The following is a 13,945-nucleotide window of genomic DNA, read 5'->3' as shown; positions in this document are numbered from 1 at the left end:
TCAACTGCTTCTCACACGGAAGTGACGTCGAATAACGACGCGTTGATTTCCTATTGATCGACGTCTCTGCGACTCCTGCCGTCACCGGGCGACCGACCTGTCCGGCCAACGACTTTCAGAGGAGTCTCACATGACCAAAGCAACCAAGACCGCGTTCAGCGGAGCAGTTCTCGCCGGTGCCGTCGCGGCCGCCATTTCTGGCGCCCAGCTCGTCACCGCGACCGATGCCGCTGCCGCAAACGTCAAGTGCTACGGCGTCGCCATGGCCGGCCAGAACGATTGCGCCGCCGGTCCGGGCACGACCTGCCAGGGCACGTCCACCGTCGATTACCAAGGCAACGCCTGGAAATATGTCGAGGAAGGCAGCTGCGCATCGATGGAACTGCCGGGCGAGCGCATGGGTTCGCTGGAGCCGCTCGAGCGCGACATGCCGTCCTGAGGACTGCCTGTAACACCGCAAACCGGAGATGATGCCATGACCCCGACTTCCCTGAATCACGGAGCGTCCGCGGCCCGTCCCCCTGCCGCAGGCACGTCCCGGTTTGCAGCACACACAGCCCGTATCCCGGCTTCGGCCGGGGTCGGCTTCAAGCACACCCATCTGGACGCCATCCTCGCCGACCCCGATCCGGTCGGGTTCGTCGAGGTGCATGCCGAGAACTACATGGGCGATGGCGGCTTTCCGCATCGTGCCCTGGAGCGTATCCGACAGGATTTTCCGCTCTCATTGCATGGGGTCTGCATGTCCATCGGCGGCCCCCAGCCGCTGAGCGAGGATCACCTCGCCCGCTTCAAGACACTCGTCGACCGCTATGAACCGGCATTGGTCTCCGAACATCTCGCATGGTCCACCCATGACGAGGTTTTCATGAACGACCTGCTGCCGCTCCCCTATACGGAAGAGACGCTGAACCATGTCTGCAGCCACATCGACTGCATGCAGGATGTCATCGGTCGGCAGATGCTGCTGGAAAACCCGTCGACCTATGTCGTCTTCGAAAACTCGACCCTCAACGAGACGGATTTCATTCGCGAGATCGTGCGCCGCACCGGGTGCGGCCTGCTGCTCGACGTCAACAACGTCTTCGTCTCGGCCACCAATCACGGCTATTCGCCGATGTCCTACCTGATGGACTACCCGATGGAGCATGTCGGAGAGATCCATCTTGCCGGTCATGCTGTCCAGGAGGATGACGAGGGCGAGCCGCTGCTCATCGACAGCCATGACGCCCCCGTCGCGGACGCGGTGTGGGATCTCTATTCGATCGTCATCAGGCAGTCCGGGCCGATCCCGACCCTGGTCGAATGGGACTCCGACCTGCCGGACTGGCCGATTCTGCGTGCCGAGGCTGCCGCCGCCGACCGAATCCTCGACGAGGCAGCGCATTCCTTCTTGATGGGCAAGAGCCATGCAGTCGGCGCCTGAGAAATCCGACCTCGACGCCGCCGGCTTCCGCGCCGCGATCCTCGATCCGGCGCGCGAAAAACCGGCGACCGTCGAAGGACCACGCGGCAAGCAGGCCGTGAAGCGATTCAACGTCTACCGCAACAACGTCACCGTCAGCCTGATCAATGCGCTGGCGGACATTTTCCCGGCCGTCATGCGCATCACGGGCGAGACGCTGTTTCGCGACATGGCGCGCGAATTCGTCCGCGCCCATCCGCCCGTCTCGCCGCTGCTGTTTCTCTACGGTCATGACTTCCCGGCCTTTATCGACCGTTTCGAACATGCCCGTCGCATGCCGTATCTCGCCGACGTCGCACGTGTGGAGCGCGCCTGGCTGACGGCCTACCACGCTGCCGACGTGGAACCTCTGGCCCCGCAGGCACTCGCAACGATTGCGCCCGAGGACCTGGAGGGCGCGATGTTCAAGCCGCATCCGGCCACCGGCCTGGTCCGGTCTTCTTACGCCGCCTTCGACATATTCGATGCCAATCGCAATCGGGAGACCATCGGCCATATCGACGTCACACGGCCCCAGGATGTGCTTGTCACCCGGCCCGGCATGGACGTGACCGTTACGGGACTGCCGCAAGGCCACGGCGCGTTCTTCGCCGGCCTGATCGCCGGCGATCGCCTCGGCGACGCCGCGGAGGCCGGAGCCCGGGCTTCATCCGCGTTTGACATCAATGAAGCGGTCGGCGGCATGTTCGCCACCGGCGCCTTCCTGTCCGTGACAACCAAGCAGACCTGAACGGAAAGCCCCATGACCGACATCACCGATGCCACACGCCTGCGCGAAAGCGCCCGCTCCGGACCGGTCGCCGGTCTGGTCTGGCTGCATCACACGGTATTTTCGCGGATCGAAGCCTTGCCCGATGGCTGGTTCAACGGCTTTGCCGCGCGCTTTGCCTTCGCCAGTCTTCTGCTGCTGTATTATCTGAACTCGGGGTGGAACAAGCTGGGAGAAGGTGTGTTCGGATTTCTGAATCCGACGGTCGGCGCCTATGCGGCGATCCTGCCGCCCTTGATGGAACAATACGGGTTCGAGCCGGCGGCGATCCCCTTCTTCCCGTGGCACGTTATCGTTTTGTTGGGCACATGGACGGAAATCCTGCTGCCATTGCTGATCGTGGCCGGCCTGTTCTCCCGCATTGCCGCGCTCGGCATGATCGTCTTCATCTGCGTCCAGAGCTATGTCGATGTCGTATTCCACCAGCTCGGCGAGAAATTTGTCGGCTCGATGTTCGACCGGCTGCCCGACGCCATCATCTTCGACCAGCGCATGCTGTGGGTGTTCGTTCTGTTGATGATCGTCGTCAACGGCCCCGGAAAACTGTCGCTCGATCACCTGCTCAGTCGCCGGTTCGGCTGAGCGAACCCGCACACATGATGAAGGCATGAAAAAAGGCGGGGTCTCCCCCGCCTTTTCCGCGTCGCGCGCACCGGCAGGGAGGGCCCGGGGCGGGGGACGTGTTGGCGAAAACAGGCCTTTCGAAAAGACGCCTTAGTTGACGGCCTTGGCTTCGATCTGCTTGCCGTTTTCCTTGCCGTTGCTGATCGCGATCTTGCGCGGCTTCATGGCTTCGGGAATTTCACGCTCGAGATCGATGTGAAGCAGGCCGTTCCGGAGTTCGGCTGCCTTGACCTCGACATGGTCGGCAAGCTGGAAGCGACGTTCGAAAGCACGCGAGGCAATGCCGCGATGCAGGAATTCGCGCTTCTCTTCGGTGCTTTCCTCCGGCTTCGCGCCAGCGACGGTCAGCACGTTGGAACGCGCTTCGATCGTCAGGTCGTCCTCGGAAAAGCCCGCAACGGCCATGGTGACGCGATAGGAGTTCTCTCCGGTCCGCTCGATATTGTAGGGCGGATAGGTCTGTCCGTTGTTTTCCGGCTGGGCAAGCGTGTCCAGCATCGAGAAAAGACGGTCGAATCCAACGGTGGAACGGAAAAGGGGTGAATAGTCGACGTGACGCATAATGGTCCTCCTTCAATGAGCGACTGTGATTGCGTTTGACGTTTCCGGCCGCCCTGAACAGGCACGGTCCCAACGCCAGCGAACCCGTTACCGGCGTCCGCATCACCTATTTGGTGATTGCACAAATGCGGTTCAAGAGTTTCCCAAACCCGCCACCCATTCAGATGAACGCCAGATGAACGAAGCCTTCCGTCCCGGTTCAGGTGACGGATGCGATTGTGTCTCCATCGTCGAAGAGAGGTGTCGCCCGAAATCGGGAGAAGACGCCGGGAACCAGGAGACACGACATGAAAAACGCTTTCGCAACCACCGCTCTCGCCGCCATGCTTTCCATGGGCACACTCGCGGGCGCTTCCGCCATGCCTGCGGTCAATGCACCGGCAGCCGACACAGCATCGACTGCAAAGGTCGAACTCGTCGGCCATCGCGGCCACAATAACGCGCAGCGCGGCCATCACCGCATCATGCCGCGCCACGTCATCAAGCGCCATCTGCACCGCCAGGGGTTCCGCAACATCCGCAACATGCGCCTCGTGCGCGGTGACTACGTGCTGCTCGCGCGCGGCTATCGCGGACCTGTCCGCCTCGTCGTCGATGGACGCAGCGGCCGCGTGCTCTCGCGCCACGTCCTGCGCGGCGGCCATCGTCCGGGGTTCGTCTTCCGTGGCGGTAACGGCAACTTCTCTTATTCCTTCGGCATCCGCTGACGGAAATCCGGGTTGACCGGGCTGCATCGTCCCTTCCAGTCCGGTCACATCGCCGGGAGCGTCGCACAGACGCTCCCGGTTTTTCTTTGACCTTTGCGCGGGCGGCTCCTATCAATCGTCCCCGACCGAAGCGGCGGGCCGCCGCTTGCAACCATTGCCCGCGACCCATGACCGAACTCCGGCTCTCCGAACACAACCCCAATCCCGACATCCATTCGGATGGCTTCGTGCAGACGCCTGACGGCTTCTCGATCCGCTACGCCGTCTTCAGGACGACGAAGCACCCGGTCAAGGGAACAGTGATCGTGTTGCAGGGGCGTAATGAATCGATCGAAAAATATTTCGAGACGATCGGCGACCTGGTCGCTGCAGGGTTCGACGTTACCGCTTTCGACTGGCGCGGACAGGGCCGTTCCACGCGCTTCTTCAGCCGCGGCGACGCCGGCTATATCGACAGCTTCGATCAATATGCGACAGATCTGGAAACGATCTTCACGCAGGTTGCCTTGCCGGATTGCCGGCCGCCCCACTTCATCCTCGCCCATTCTACCGGCGCGCTGGTCGCGCTTTACGCCGCGCCGATCATGGTCAACCGGATCCAGCGGATGGTGCTGATGGCGCCCTTTCTCGGCCTGCCCGCCTCACAGTTGCAGAACTGGACGATGCGCGCCGTGACCAAATCGCTGAGCTTCCTGGGCCTCGGAAACATGCATGTCGCTGGCGGTTCGGCCAGGCGCATGCGCAAGCCCTTCGAGGCAAACCAGGTCACCAGCGACGCACATCGCTACGCGCGCAACATCTCGATACCGATTCGTTATCCGGAACTCGCGCTTGGCGGACCGTCCGCCGCCTGGACCGCCGCGGTTTTCGACGCAATAGACCGGATCGACGATCCGGCGCACCTCGCGCAAACGGTTATCCCGACACTCGTCATGATGGCTGGAGACGAAGGCATTGTCTCGAACGATGCGATCCGGCTTCTGACGATCTATTTGCGCTCAGCGTCTTTGCTGACCATCGACGGTGCCCGCCACGAAATCCTGCAGGAAGCCGATATCTATCGCGAGCAGTTCATGGCTGCGTTCCTCGCCTTCGTGCCCGGCTCCGGCCCGACATTGTTCGAACGGTTCAGCGATTGAGGATGTCGAGCGTCGCCGCGTGAAGCTCCGGCGTCGCCGCCGCGACGATATCGCCGCCATGGACGGCATTGGTACCCTGCATGGTCGTCACGACCCCGCCGGCCTGCTCGATCAGCGGGATCAGCGCGGCGATGTCATAGGTCTTCAGCCCCGGATCGACGACAATATCCGCAAATCCGGCCGCGACCATCGCGAAGGCGTAGCAATCCGTCCCGTAGCGCGGTAACCGCACCTTGCTTTCCAGCCTGTCCCAGGCATCGCGCATGGTCCCGGTTGCAAACAAGGCCGGGGTTGTCGTGAACAACGTCGCCTCGGAAATCGTGTGGCGCTTGCGCGTGGAAAGCCGGACCGGTTCCTCGCCCTTGCGGATCAGCATGCTCTTCTCGCCATCGGCAACGAAAAGCTCGCCGGTATAGGGTTGCGACATGAAGCCGGCGCGCGCCACCCCGTCGACGCGCAAGCCCACCAGCGTGCCCCAGACGGGCAGGCCCGAAATGAAGGCCCGCGTGCCGTCGATCGGATCGATGATCCAGACATGCGAGGCGTCCTGGCGCACCGAGCCATGTTCCTCGCCAATAATCCCGTGGTCGGGATACACCTCTTCGATCACGGCGCGAATCGCGGCCTCGGCCTGCTTGTCGGCCGCCGTCACCGGGTCGAATCCGTCCTGTTCCTTGTTCTCGACAAGTGACGCGCTGCGGAAAAGCGGCAGCGTTTCGGCGGCAGCCGCGTCGGCGAGCCGTTGCAGGAAAGCAACATCGGGGAGAGATTGTGTACTCATGGCCGCTTTGTGGGGAAATTCAGCAAAAGACTCAAGCGATAACTGAAAAAATGCGGCAGCGCACATTGACAATTGTGCAACGCAGCATACTCTCAGTTTTGGCAACTTGCTGCCGCGCCTTCCTTGGGCGTTTCCTCCCTAGACTTTGGCCGCGTCGCTTTCGATGCGGCCTTTTTTCGCGGCTATTCCGCAGCGATTGAATAGTCGAAGAAATGGCTGTCCGGCAGCGCCATCAGTTGGGCGACAAAAGCAGCAAGATCCTCCTGCAACAGATGGAAGGACGGCTTCTTCGTGATCGTCAGCTCGTCCATGTAAAGACCGCGATTGACCTCGATCTGCAAGGCGTGCAGCCCCTTGAGCGGACGACCGTAATGCTCGGTGATGAACCCGCCTGCATAAGGCTTGTTGGCTGTCACCAAATATCCCATGCCCGTCAGCATCTCCGCTGCCGCTTCGCTCAGCGCACGGCTGGCGCTTGTTCCGAACCGATCGCCGATGATGAAATCCGGGCGGATACCTTCCGGACCGTAGCGCACGGACGCCGGCATGGAATGGCAGTCAATCAGCACGGCAAAACCGAAGCGGCGATGCGTCTGCGCCAGCAAATCGCGCAGGGTCTGGTGATAGGGTTTGTAGATATTGGCGATTCGTGTCTGCGCTTCCGCAACGGGAATGCGCGACGAATAGATGTCCGTGCCCTCCGAAACGACCCGCGGGACCGTCCCGAGCCCGCCGGCGACGCGGATCGACCGCGAATTCGCGAAGGGCGGTACCCGGTCAGCGAACATTCGCGGGTCGAGCTCGTAGGGCTCGCGATTGACGTCCAGATAGGCCCGCGGGAAATGCGCCATCAGCATCGGCGCGCCGAGCGGCACGGCGCCCGAGAACAGCTCGTCGACGAAATAGTCCTCCGACCGCCGTATCGCGATGGAATCGAGGCGGGTCATCCGGAGAAAGCGGGGCGGGTAGAAACGGCCGCTATGTGGCGAATTGAAAACGAAGGGAACTCTCTGATCGGCGGGCGCCCGGACCTCGAAGGCCGGATGCTCCGAAAAATCGGGGGCGCTGAACATGATGCGTGCCGGATTGCCTCGCTGATTCCCTTCGGCTTTCTGGATTTTTGACAGGCGGGCCGGCCCCTGTCCAGCCTCAAGCGTCACGCGCAATGGCGAAAACTCTTGCGTTGAGAAACGAAATCGGCCTGAAATAAACCCGATATTTACCGCGTCCGGTAATGACTGGGGCGTTGAGATACCATGCCGCCCGCCGCGCGGCGCAGCGAACGGAAAAACAATGAACCGCATTCTTCTCGCCGAAGACGACAACGACATGCGCGCCTTTCTCGTCAAGGCGCTTGAAAAGGCCGGCTACCAGGTAATCGACTACGACAACGGTGCGAGCGCCTATGAGCGCCTGCGTGAGGAACCGTTCACGCTTCTCCTGACCGATATCGTCATGCCCGAGATGGACGGCATCGAACTGGCGCGCCGCGCCACCGAACTCGATCCCGATCTCAAGGTGATGTTCATCACCGGCTTCGCAGCCGTCGCGCTAAACCCGGATTCGAACGCACCCAAGGACGCCAAGGTCCTTTCGAAACCCTTCCACTTGCGCGAACTCGTGACCGAGGTCGACAAGATGATCAAGGCTGCCTGACCGCTTCGTCACGGCCCTTCATTATGTGACATTCCGGCTATTGACCGGCCGCGCCTCTTGTGGTGTATGCGCGGCTCTGGACGGGCGGTTAGCTCAGCGGGAGAGCACTACGTTGACATCGTAGGGGTCACTGGTTCAATCCCAGTACCGCCCACCATCTAAAGCCTAAGTTTATCAAGCGCTTAGGTATCAACGCCTCCGACGAAAAGACCTTGATTTTTGCTGCTGGTCACACTCTGGTCACAGCAAAGGCTTCGTCATGGCTACAATACGCAAGCATCGGAATAAATATCAGGTCCAAGTACGCCGTCGCGGTTTCCCTTCGATTTCGCGATCATTCCACCAGCTAAAAGATGCTAAGGAATGGGCAAGGCAGATGGAGGTTCAGGCAGACAGGCAAGAGCTTGAGCCTGACAGGAAGGTACTCGATACGATTACGCTGGCCGATCTGGTCAAGCGTTATCGCGATGAGGTTGTAGCGAGGAAGAAATCCAAAGACGTAGAAACCATCATTCTGAATGCGTTCCTAAGAGGCCGTCCTGAAACTCGGGGCGAGGCTGGATGGCCGGTCCCGAATGTGATTCCAAACGGTTGTCAAAGCCAGTTTGGAGAGCCTCATGTGGACACCGGCCACCCGGCGGCAGCATAGCCGCGATCATCTGCGTTATGGAAGCGATCTGAGTGATGCGGAATGGGAAATTCTCGCCCCTTTCATGCCGGCGCCGGCAAGGACCGGCCGGCCGCGTCAATGGCCGATGCGCGAGATCATGAACGCCATCTTCTATGTGCTGCGGGGTGGCATCGCCTGGCGGCTTCTGCCCAAGGACTTCCCGCCGATGACGACGGTCTATGGCTGGTTCCTGCGCTTCCGCCGCGAAGGTCTGTTCCAGACAATCAATCACCACCTTGTCATGACCGATCGAGAACGGACCGGACGTGAGGCCAGTCCCTCGGCGGCGGTGATCGACAGCCAAAGCGTCAAGACCGTCGAGGCCGGCGGCCCCAGGGGCTTTGACGCTGGCAAGAAGATCAAAGGGCGCAAGCGCCACGCCATGGTCGATACCGATGGCCGGGCCTTGGTCATCCAGGCGCATCCGGCCGACATTCAGGATCGTGACGGTGCCGTCCCGCTGCTCAAGGCGTCACGACGATCCTTCCCTTTCGTCGAAATCACCTTCGCCGACAGCGCCTATGGCGCCCAGAGGGTCAAGGATGCAACATGCATCGCCATCGAGGTGGTCAAGAAGATCGCCAACCAGATCGGCTTCCACGTCCTGCCGCGCCGCTGGGTGGTCGAACGCACATTCGCCTGGATCAGTCGCAACCGACGGCTGGCCAAGGATTTCGAAGGCACCATCGCCTCCGCCGAGGTCTTCCTCTACGCCGCATCCGTCATGCTGCTCACACGACGACTGGCCCGGTCAGCATGAGTTTCGAGTCGGACTCTAAGACATCCGATTTGTAAAAAGCCTCTCTCTCGGATCATTCCGCCAGACTTCGCTAGCTACCGAGATGAACGACTAGAGGCAATCACTCCAAAATCTCTAAGCCGCCAATTCAGCCCAATTCACAATATGTTTGAGGTGGCACGAGACGAATGGCATCTGCCTATCCGAGAAAACCCACTCGACAAGGTGAAGCTCAAGGCGACCGACAACAAGCGAGAGCGTCGGTTACGCGAAGGGGAGTACGAAAAGCTCCTCGAAGTAGCCAGAACAAGGAAAAACCCATGGATTGAGAGGGTGATCACATTCGCCATAGAGACGGCCATGAGACGAGGTGAAATCCTGAACCTCAAATGGGACCAAGTAGACCTCAAACGCCGCTGTGTGACGATCCTAGAGTCTAAGAACGGCTATTCCCGAACGATTCCCCTGACACGAGTGGCTTATGCAGTCTTACAGCAATCTTGCGAGCAGTATGACAGGAGCGGCTACGTCTTTCCGTTAACAGCCAACGCTCTGAAAATGGCTTGGGGGCGGATACTCAAACAAGCAGCGATCACCGATCTGCATTTCCATGACCTACGACACGAGGCGATAAGCCGGTTTTTCGAGATAGGTTTGACTGTTCCCGAAGTTGCATCGATCTCAGGTCACAGAAACTCAGCGATGCTCTCTCGATACGGGCACGCTCAGATGAGTAGGATTCAAGATCGGCTGTTCTCGCATTCGCCTGATTAGAATGGTAACCTCCCAATAGCCCCTACCACGTCGAAAAGGAGGGTATTTGAATGCTGGGTATATTTTTATTATTGCTATTTTTATTTATTTTTTTAGTTATTGTTACAATAATTTCTCAATTAAACGAAGAGAAGCAAATATTGAGAAACAGGCTTCGATTCGAAAAAGAGGCATTATGGGCTGAATCCGATTATAAATACAAGAGAAACCATATACGCCTTACAAAAATAAGTGTTTTTTCGATATTATTAGTATTTGTATTAGTAATAATTTCTGTTTAGGCTCATATATGAGCAGTCTTGATTATTCAAACACACTAAACGTATATAAATGGTCGGATCACACCGAGGTCAACAATTTTATAGGCAGCGTCTATGAAAATTATTTCAATAGTGGAAATCCGGGCATACAGAAGAAGCATATCAAGGTTGTATTGCTGCACCTTTATGTGACTTGGCTTGACGATCCGGACCTAAAGACGGCCTACTCACGTAACGTCAACGACTACAAGGCGGGTTCTCGGTACAACGCTCTTCACATCTCAAAAAAGATTATCGAAATCATCGACCGGTTAATCGAGGTGGGGCTGGTGAATCATGCTTTAGGCTTCATCGATCACGAGACAGGAGTCAGCCGGTTGTCACGCATGTGGCCGACAAACGATCTGATCAAGATGTTTCAGGACGCCAAGTTCGGTCCCTTCGATGTCACAGACGCTCCCGGTAGAGAGACGATTATCCTGAGAGACGTTGATTCTGAGACCGGCAAAAAGGAGGAGATCGAGTACGAAGACACACCCGACACCTTACGGATGCGGGAGATGGTTGAGGCCTATAATGACCTACTCTCTCGAACCTTCATCGACGTACCTACATTAGAAATGAACCGTATCGAACTAGGCCAGGACACAAACGGAAACCAGAAGTTCATACACGTCAACCAGAGGGACAAATTCACACGACGTATCTTCAATCGTGGATCATTCGACAAAGGCGGTCGGTTTTTTGGCGGATGGTGGCAGAGGTGTCCTAAAGAGGTCAGACATCAGATTTTTCTGAATGACCACCCCATAACCGAGATAGATTACTCAGGCCTCCACATCGTTATCCTATATGCCAATCAAGGAATAAATTACTGGAAGGAACACAAGTCAGACCCTTACGATTTATCTAAGCCTAATTCCATTACTAATACCTTTTCACCGAGAGACCTGTGCAAACAGCTTCTGCTCGTTGCCTTGAATGCCAAGGATGACAACTCGACTTTCCAAGCCTTTAGAGACGAGGCCGAGACAGGATCGCCCGAAAAGCACCTAACCAACAATGATCTCGCCGAGGTGCTCGATGCCTTACGAGAGAAGCACGACCCAATCTCGAACATGATTGCCAACGATGCCGGTATCGACTTGATGCATCAGGATAGTCGGATTGCCGAGTTGGTCATTCAGCATTTTACCGAGAAGGGCATCCCAATCTTGTGCATACACGACAGTTTCCTCGTGCCGTTTGGGCTGGAAGATGAACTACACCAAACGATGACAAACGCCTTTTCGAAGATAACAGGGACAGATGGTGTTCAGCTGAAACAGGACACTTATGACCCACGAGACGATGAACCTCTGGACGGAAATTCAGCCGAGCATTTCAGCTATCAAGCCCTCGAACTGGCCTTGGAGGCAGTCACAAACCCGCCTCGATCCGAAAGGTACCAACGCGACATGAACCAGTTTTCTGGATGGCTTTGGGATAACGGCAAAGAGCCTTGTGATTTTGCACAAGCCGTCAAAGACGCATCATCCCCCGTACCGCGAATCTTCCGAGACACCCTATTAGCATCGGAACTAGATGAAATCGAACTACTTTATTCCAGTCAAAAAAGCGGAGGAAATAAGAATTCTTAACGCGGTAAATTATAGTCGCAATAAAAATAATAATACTACACAATAAATATTGTAAAATATATATTTTTTAAATTCATTATTTTATATGGTAATTATCATGAAGTCATTTATTAAAAACTATATATGAACATTATTTTACAAATATATTATATTTTACTATCATATATCAATCGTGTGACTATATTTATTATATAATAATACATATATACAATATACAGCTATTCATTAATCCATTTATCTATATTATATGGATACTGATTATAACGCCTGTGCATCGGATAAAGAAAATTCCATCTTATAAACTTATTGTTTTTAATATACTCCACCTTTCTGAAAATATAAATCAGAAATAATATCGGATACATCATGAGCATAAAAACTAGCACAGTTGCAGCATTACCATAAAATACGTACTCATTTCCCAACAAAAATTTTATCATGTATCTTATATTGATGTAGTACAAGAATATATATACAGATACAATTGGAATGAATCCAGCAAATACTACAACAGATAGGAACGCTATCGAGGATGGGCGAGTTTTTATGAATCGGAATTGTGGGCTTACAAACAATCCAATTGCACTACCGGGATCATAAATAATCGATCTAGCGTCAACCGAATCGAAACGAAATAACGTATTGATCGCGACCCTTTGCAACTCATTGTATATAAAGTAATTTATTATCTCTATTAAAGATGATGTGAGCGCAAGTGAAGAGAAAAATACGACATAAAGAACAGGAATTTCTAAATTAAAATATTCATTGTTTATAGATATAAAACTTATCCTTCCAGAGTAAGCGGTAACTAGATATAAAAACGCTGATACCCCTAAATATTTTATGAATGATTTTTGCTTCTGAATTTTTATATTTGTAATTAGTTCAAATATTCTTTCTTTTTCCAATCCGCCATTCATAGAGCGGAGGGCTCTTCGAAAATCATGGCTCACGATTCTAATCGCATTGGATCGGATTTTTTTCATACCGAGAACTTCTATGTAAACCGACTGATCGGTACCCAGTTTGAATCATACAAAATAGCTTTTACACCTGAACTTCAAATAAATTTCTGGGTATTATATACGAAACCGGTACCCACCCGGGGCGGCTCATCCCCGGGGTTGGTCACACTCTGGTCACACGGAATCGCGGATTTCTTTGTCTGACGGGCGGATTGATCAGCTTAAGAAAAGGTCGTAGACTGCTCCAAGCAGCTGAATTCATTCAGTCTTTTCAATGAATGCCGAATGGCGTTCTACGGGAGAGCACTACGTTGACATCGTAGGGGTCACTGGTTCAATCCCAGTACCGCCCACCATTCCTTTCAAGGACTTATCAGGCATTTACGTAGTTCCCGGTTGGTTCACTGAACCTGGAGCACTTCGCTGCTTGTCATAACAGCTTCCAAAGCAGACGGCTTATCGGCTCAGCTGACTGAGTCTCCTAACATCGATATGCTCGGCCGCAAACTTCCCAGAAACTCCCCGTCGACCCCTTGCTATTTCGAAATCAAGCGACGCAATCGTGCATCGCTGCAGCAAGCGGAGTCCGCGTGAAATGAAGAAACGAGCAGGTCGGCCATATGCCGACACCCGCCTGGCAGCATTCCTGGAGAAGCGAATCCTGGAGTTGAAGCCCAAAAAGTCGCAACTGCAGATCGCAACCGAGGCTGGCTTCGTCCAGCCGAACATGCTGTCGATGTTCAAGAACGGATCCAATAAGCTTCCACTTGATCGTGTTACCGGATTGGCAAAGGCGCTGGACTGCGATCCAGCACTGTTGTTCAAGCTCGCCCTCGAACAATTGGATGGCGACACCACTGCATCAGCTATCCAACAGATTTTTGGAACGGTCGTCAGCCGTAACGAAGTCGCCTGGTTGGAGGAAATCCGGAAGGCATCAGGGAATAGCGATCCAACGCTGACCGCGAAAAGACGTTTGGCAATCAGAGGAATTTTCGGGAAATGAATTCGGCCCTCTCAATACGCAAAGTCCCAGAGCACGGTAGGGTTAGCCTCACAGTGAATGAGTGGGCTTGGATCGATTTCATACGGCTTATATCCTACGACAGCGATCCGGCACCAACCCTTCACCGTATTCAGAAACTGATAGAGATCTTCCATGTCGATGCAAGAGCTCCCGCAAGAAAACCCC

Annotated in this window: 15 protein-coding genes and 1 tRNA gene; 13 read left to right on the top strand and 3 right to left on the bottom strand. The window is 55.4% G+C overall.

What is annotated here, in order from left to right; genetic code table 11:
* Positions 1 to 130: 130 nt before the first annotated feature.
* From ACQK2M_RS06800 to ACQK2M_RS06785, 4 genes are read left to right on the top strand one after another with little or no spacing between them, the layout of a single operon-like run.
* Complete coding sequence (locus ACQK2M_RS06800; protein ID WP_223476067.1) at positions 131 to 439, top strand: DUF2282 domain-containing protein; 309 nt, start codon at positions 131 to 133, stop codon at positions 437 to 439.
* Positions 440 to 475: 36 nt separating this feature from the next.
* Entirely contained in the window at positions 476 to 1,426 is a 951-nt protein-coding gene (locus ACQK2M_RS06795; RefSeq protein ID WP_425417172.1) for a DUF692 domain-containing protein, read from the top strand.
* Positions 1,410 to 2,195, top strand: a complete 786-nt coding sequence (locus ACQK2M_RS06790) for a putative DNA-binding domain-containing protein (protein WP_425417171.1) — start codon at positions 1,410 to 1,412, stop codon at positions 2,193 to 2,195. Before ACQK2M_RS06795 ends, ACQK2M_RS06790 begins: the two co-directional genes overlap by 17 nt.
* Before the next feature lie 12 nt (positions 2,196 to 2,207).
* Complete coding sequence (locus ACQK2M_RS06785) at positions 2,208 to 2,816, top strand: DoxX family protein (protein WP_425417170.1); 609 nt, start codon at positions 2,208 to 2,210, stop codon at positions 2,814 to 2,816.
* 132 nt (positions 2,817 to 2,948) lie between these two features.
* On the opposite strand, the gene ACQK2M_RS06780 is transcribed toward ACQK2M_RS06785, so the two are convergent.
* Positions 2,949 to 3,419 carry an Hsp20 family protein gene (locus ACQK2M_RS06780; protein WP_223476071.1) on the bottom strand — a complete coding sequence of 157 codons (471 nt, stop codon included), beginning with the start codon at positions 3,417 to 3,419 and terminating at the stop codon, positions 2,949 to 2,951.
* Between the two features lie 287 nt (positions 3,420 to 3,706).
* Here ACQK2M_RS06780 and ACQK2M_RS06775 point away from each other — a divergent pair, with 287 nt between their 5' ends.
* Positions 3,707 to 4,126, top strand: coding sequence for a hypothetical protein (locus ACQK2M_RS06775; RefSeq protein WP_425417169.1), 420 nt, complete (start codon positions 3,707 to 3,709; stop codon positions 4,124 to 4,126).
* Between the two features lie 167 nt (positions 4,127 to 4,293).
* A complete protein-coding gene (locus tag ACQK2M_RS06770) occupies positions 4,294 to 5,265 on the top strand; it encodes an alpha/beta fold hydrolase (RefSeq protein WP_425417168.1) in 972 nt (323 codons plus the stop codon).
* On the opposite strand, the gene hisN is transcribed toward ACQK2M_RS06770, so the two are convergent.
* Positions 5,255 to 6,046: a histidinol-phosphatase gene (gene hisN, locus ACQK2M_RS06765; protein WP_425417167.1), complete on the bottom strand. Its 792-nt coding sequence runs from the start codon at positions 6,044 to 6,046 to the stop codon at positions 5,255 to 5,257. The two genes, ACQK2M_RS06770 and hisN, sit on opposite strands and share 11 nt — an antisense overlap.
* A 182-nt stretch (positions 6,047 to 6,228) precedes the next feature.
* A complete protein-coding gene (locus ACQK2M_RS06760; protein ID WP_425417166.1) occupies positions 6,229 to 7,119 on the bottom strand; it encodes an N-formylglutamate amidohydrolase in 891 nt (296 codons plus the stop codon).
* A gap of 220 nt (positions 7,120 to 7,339) precedes the next feature.
* On the opposite strand from ACQK2M_RS06760, the gene cpdR reads away from it, so the two are divergent.
* The 7 genes from cpdR to ACQK2M_RS06725 all read left to right on the top strand — a co-directional run bounded on the left by cpdR (position 7,340) and on the right by ACQK2M_RS06725 (position 13,759).
* The gene (gene cpdR / locus ACQK2M_RS06755; RefSeq protein WP_425417165.1) at positions 7,340 to 7,702 is read left to right on the top strand and encodes a cell cycle two-component system response regulator CpdR; all 363 of its coding nucleotides are present in this window, start codon (positions 7,340 to 7,342) and stop codon (positions 7,700 to 7,702) included.
* Positions 7,703 to 7,784: 82 nt separating this feature from the next.
* Positions 7,785 to 7,859, top strand: a tRNA-Val gene (locus ACQK2M_RS06750).
* Positions 7,860 to 7,961: 102 nt separating this feature from the next.
* Positions 7,962 to 8,351 (top strand): hypothetical protein, encoded by a 390-nt coding sequence (locus tag ACQK2M_RS06745; protein ID WP_425417164.1) that lies wholly within the window; start codon positions 7,962 to 7,964, stop codon positions 8,349 to 8,351.
* Positions 8,320 to 9,132 (top strand): IS5 family transposase, encoded by an 813-nt coding sequence (locus tag ACQK2M_RS06740; RefSeq protein WP_425416307.1) that lies wholly within the window; start codon positions 8,320 to 8,322, stop codon positions 9,130 to 9,132. The genes ACQK2M_RS06745 and ACQK2M_RS06740 overlap by 32 nt, the downstream gene beginning before the upstream one ends.
* A gap of 144 nt (positions 9,133 to 9,276) precedes the next feature.
* Complete coding sequence (locus ACQK2M_RS06735; protein WP_425417163.1) at positions 9,277 to 9,885, top strand: site-specific integrase; 609 nt, start codon at positions 9,277 to 9,279, stop codon at positions 9,883 to 9,885.
* A 289-nt stretch (positions 9,886 to 10,174) separates the two neighbouring features.
* Complete coding sequence (locus ACQK2M_RS06730; RefSeq protein ID WP_425417162.1) at positions 10,175 to 11,785, top strand: hypothetical protein; 1,611 nt, start codon at positions 10,175 to 10,177, stop codon at positions 11,783 to 11,785.
* Positions 11,786 to 13,348: 1,563 nt separating this feature from the next.
* Entirely contained in the window at positions 13,349 to 13,759 is a 411-nt protein-coding gene (locus ACQK2M_RS06725) for a helix-turn-helix domain-containing protein (protein WP_223476077.1), read from the top strand.
* Positions 13,760 to 13,945 lie beyond the last annotated feature (186 nt).

Source organism: Oricola indica, assembly GCF_965227485.1.
In the GTDB taxonomy this organism is placed as follows: Bacteria; Pseudomonadota; Alphaproteobacteria; order Rhizobiales; family Rhizobiaceae; genus Oricola; species Oricola indica.
This window is presented reverse-complemented; position numbering and strand designations above follow the sequence as displayed.

What these genes read in the sequence shown, in the direction of transcription:
- ACQK2M_RS06800 (WP_223476067.1), top strand. Translation starts at nt 131, where the DNA reads ATGACCAAAGCAACCAAGACCGCGTTCAGCGGAGCAGTTCTCGCCGGT.
- ACQK2M_RS06795 (WP_425417172.1), top strand. Translation starts at nt 476, where the DNA reads ATGACCCCGACTTCCCTGAATCACGGAGCGTCCGCGGCCCGTCCCCCT.
- ACQK2M_RS06790 (WP_425417171.1), top strand. Translation starts at nt 1,410, where the DNA reads ATGCAGTCGGCGCCTGAGAAATCCGACCTCGACGCCGCCGGCTTCCGC.
- ACQK2M_RS06785 (WP_425417170.1), top strand. Translation starts at nt 2,208, where the DNA reads ATGACCGACATCACCGATGCCACACGCCTGCGCGAAAGCGCCCGCTCC.
- ACQK2M_RS06780 (WP_223476071.1), bottom strand. Translation starts at nt 3,419, where the DNA reads ATGCGTCACGTCGACTATTCACCCCTTTTCCGTTCCACCGTTGGATTC.
- ACQK2M_RS06775 (WP_425417169.1), top strand. Translation starts at nt 3,707, where the DNA reads ATGAAAAACGCTTTCGCAACCACCGCTCTCGCCGCCATGCTTTCCATG.
- ACQK2M_RS06770 (WP_425417168.1), top strand. Translation starts at nt 4,294, where the DNA reads ATGACCGAACTCCGGCTCTCCGAACACAACCCCAATCCCGACATCCAT.
- hisN (WP_425417167.1), bottom strand. Translation starts at nt 6,046, where the DNA reads ATGAGTACACAATCTCTCCCCGATGTTGCTTTCCTGCAACGGCTCGCC.
- ACQK2M_RS06760 (WP_425417166.1), bottom strand. Translation starts at nt 7,119, where the DNA reads ATGTTCAGCGCCCCCGATTTTTCGGAGCATCCGGCCTTCGAGGTCCGG.
- cpdR (WP_425417165.1), top strand. Translation starts at nt 7,340, where the DNA reads ATGAACCGCATTCTTCTCGCCGAAGACGACAACGACATGCGCGCCTTT.
- ACQK2M_RS06745 (WP_425417164.1), top strand. Translation starts at nt 7,962, where the DNA reads ATGGCTACAATACGCAAGCATCGGAATAAATATCAGGTCCAAGTACGC.
- ACQK2M_RS06740 (WP_425416307.1), top strand. Translation starts at nt 8,320, where the DNA reads ATGTGGACACCGGCCACCCGGCGGCAGCATAGCCGCGATCATCTGCGT.
- ACQK2M_RS06735 (WP_425417163.1), top strand. Translation starts at nt 9,277, where the DNA reads ATGTTTGAGGTGGCACGAGACGAATGGCATCTGCCTATCCGAGAAAAC.
- ACQK2M_RS06730 (WP_425417162.1), top strand. Translation starts at nt 10,175, where the DNA reads ATGAGCAGTCTTGATTATTCAAACACACTAAACGTATATAAATGGTCG.
- ACQK2M_RS06725 (WP_223476077.1), top strand. Translation starts at nt 13,349, where the DNA reads ATGAAGAAACGAGCAGGTCGGCCATATGCCGACACCCGCCTGGCAGCA.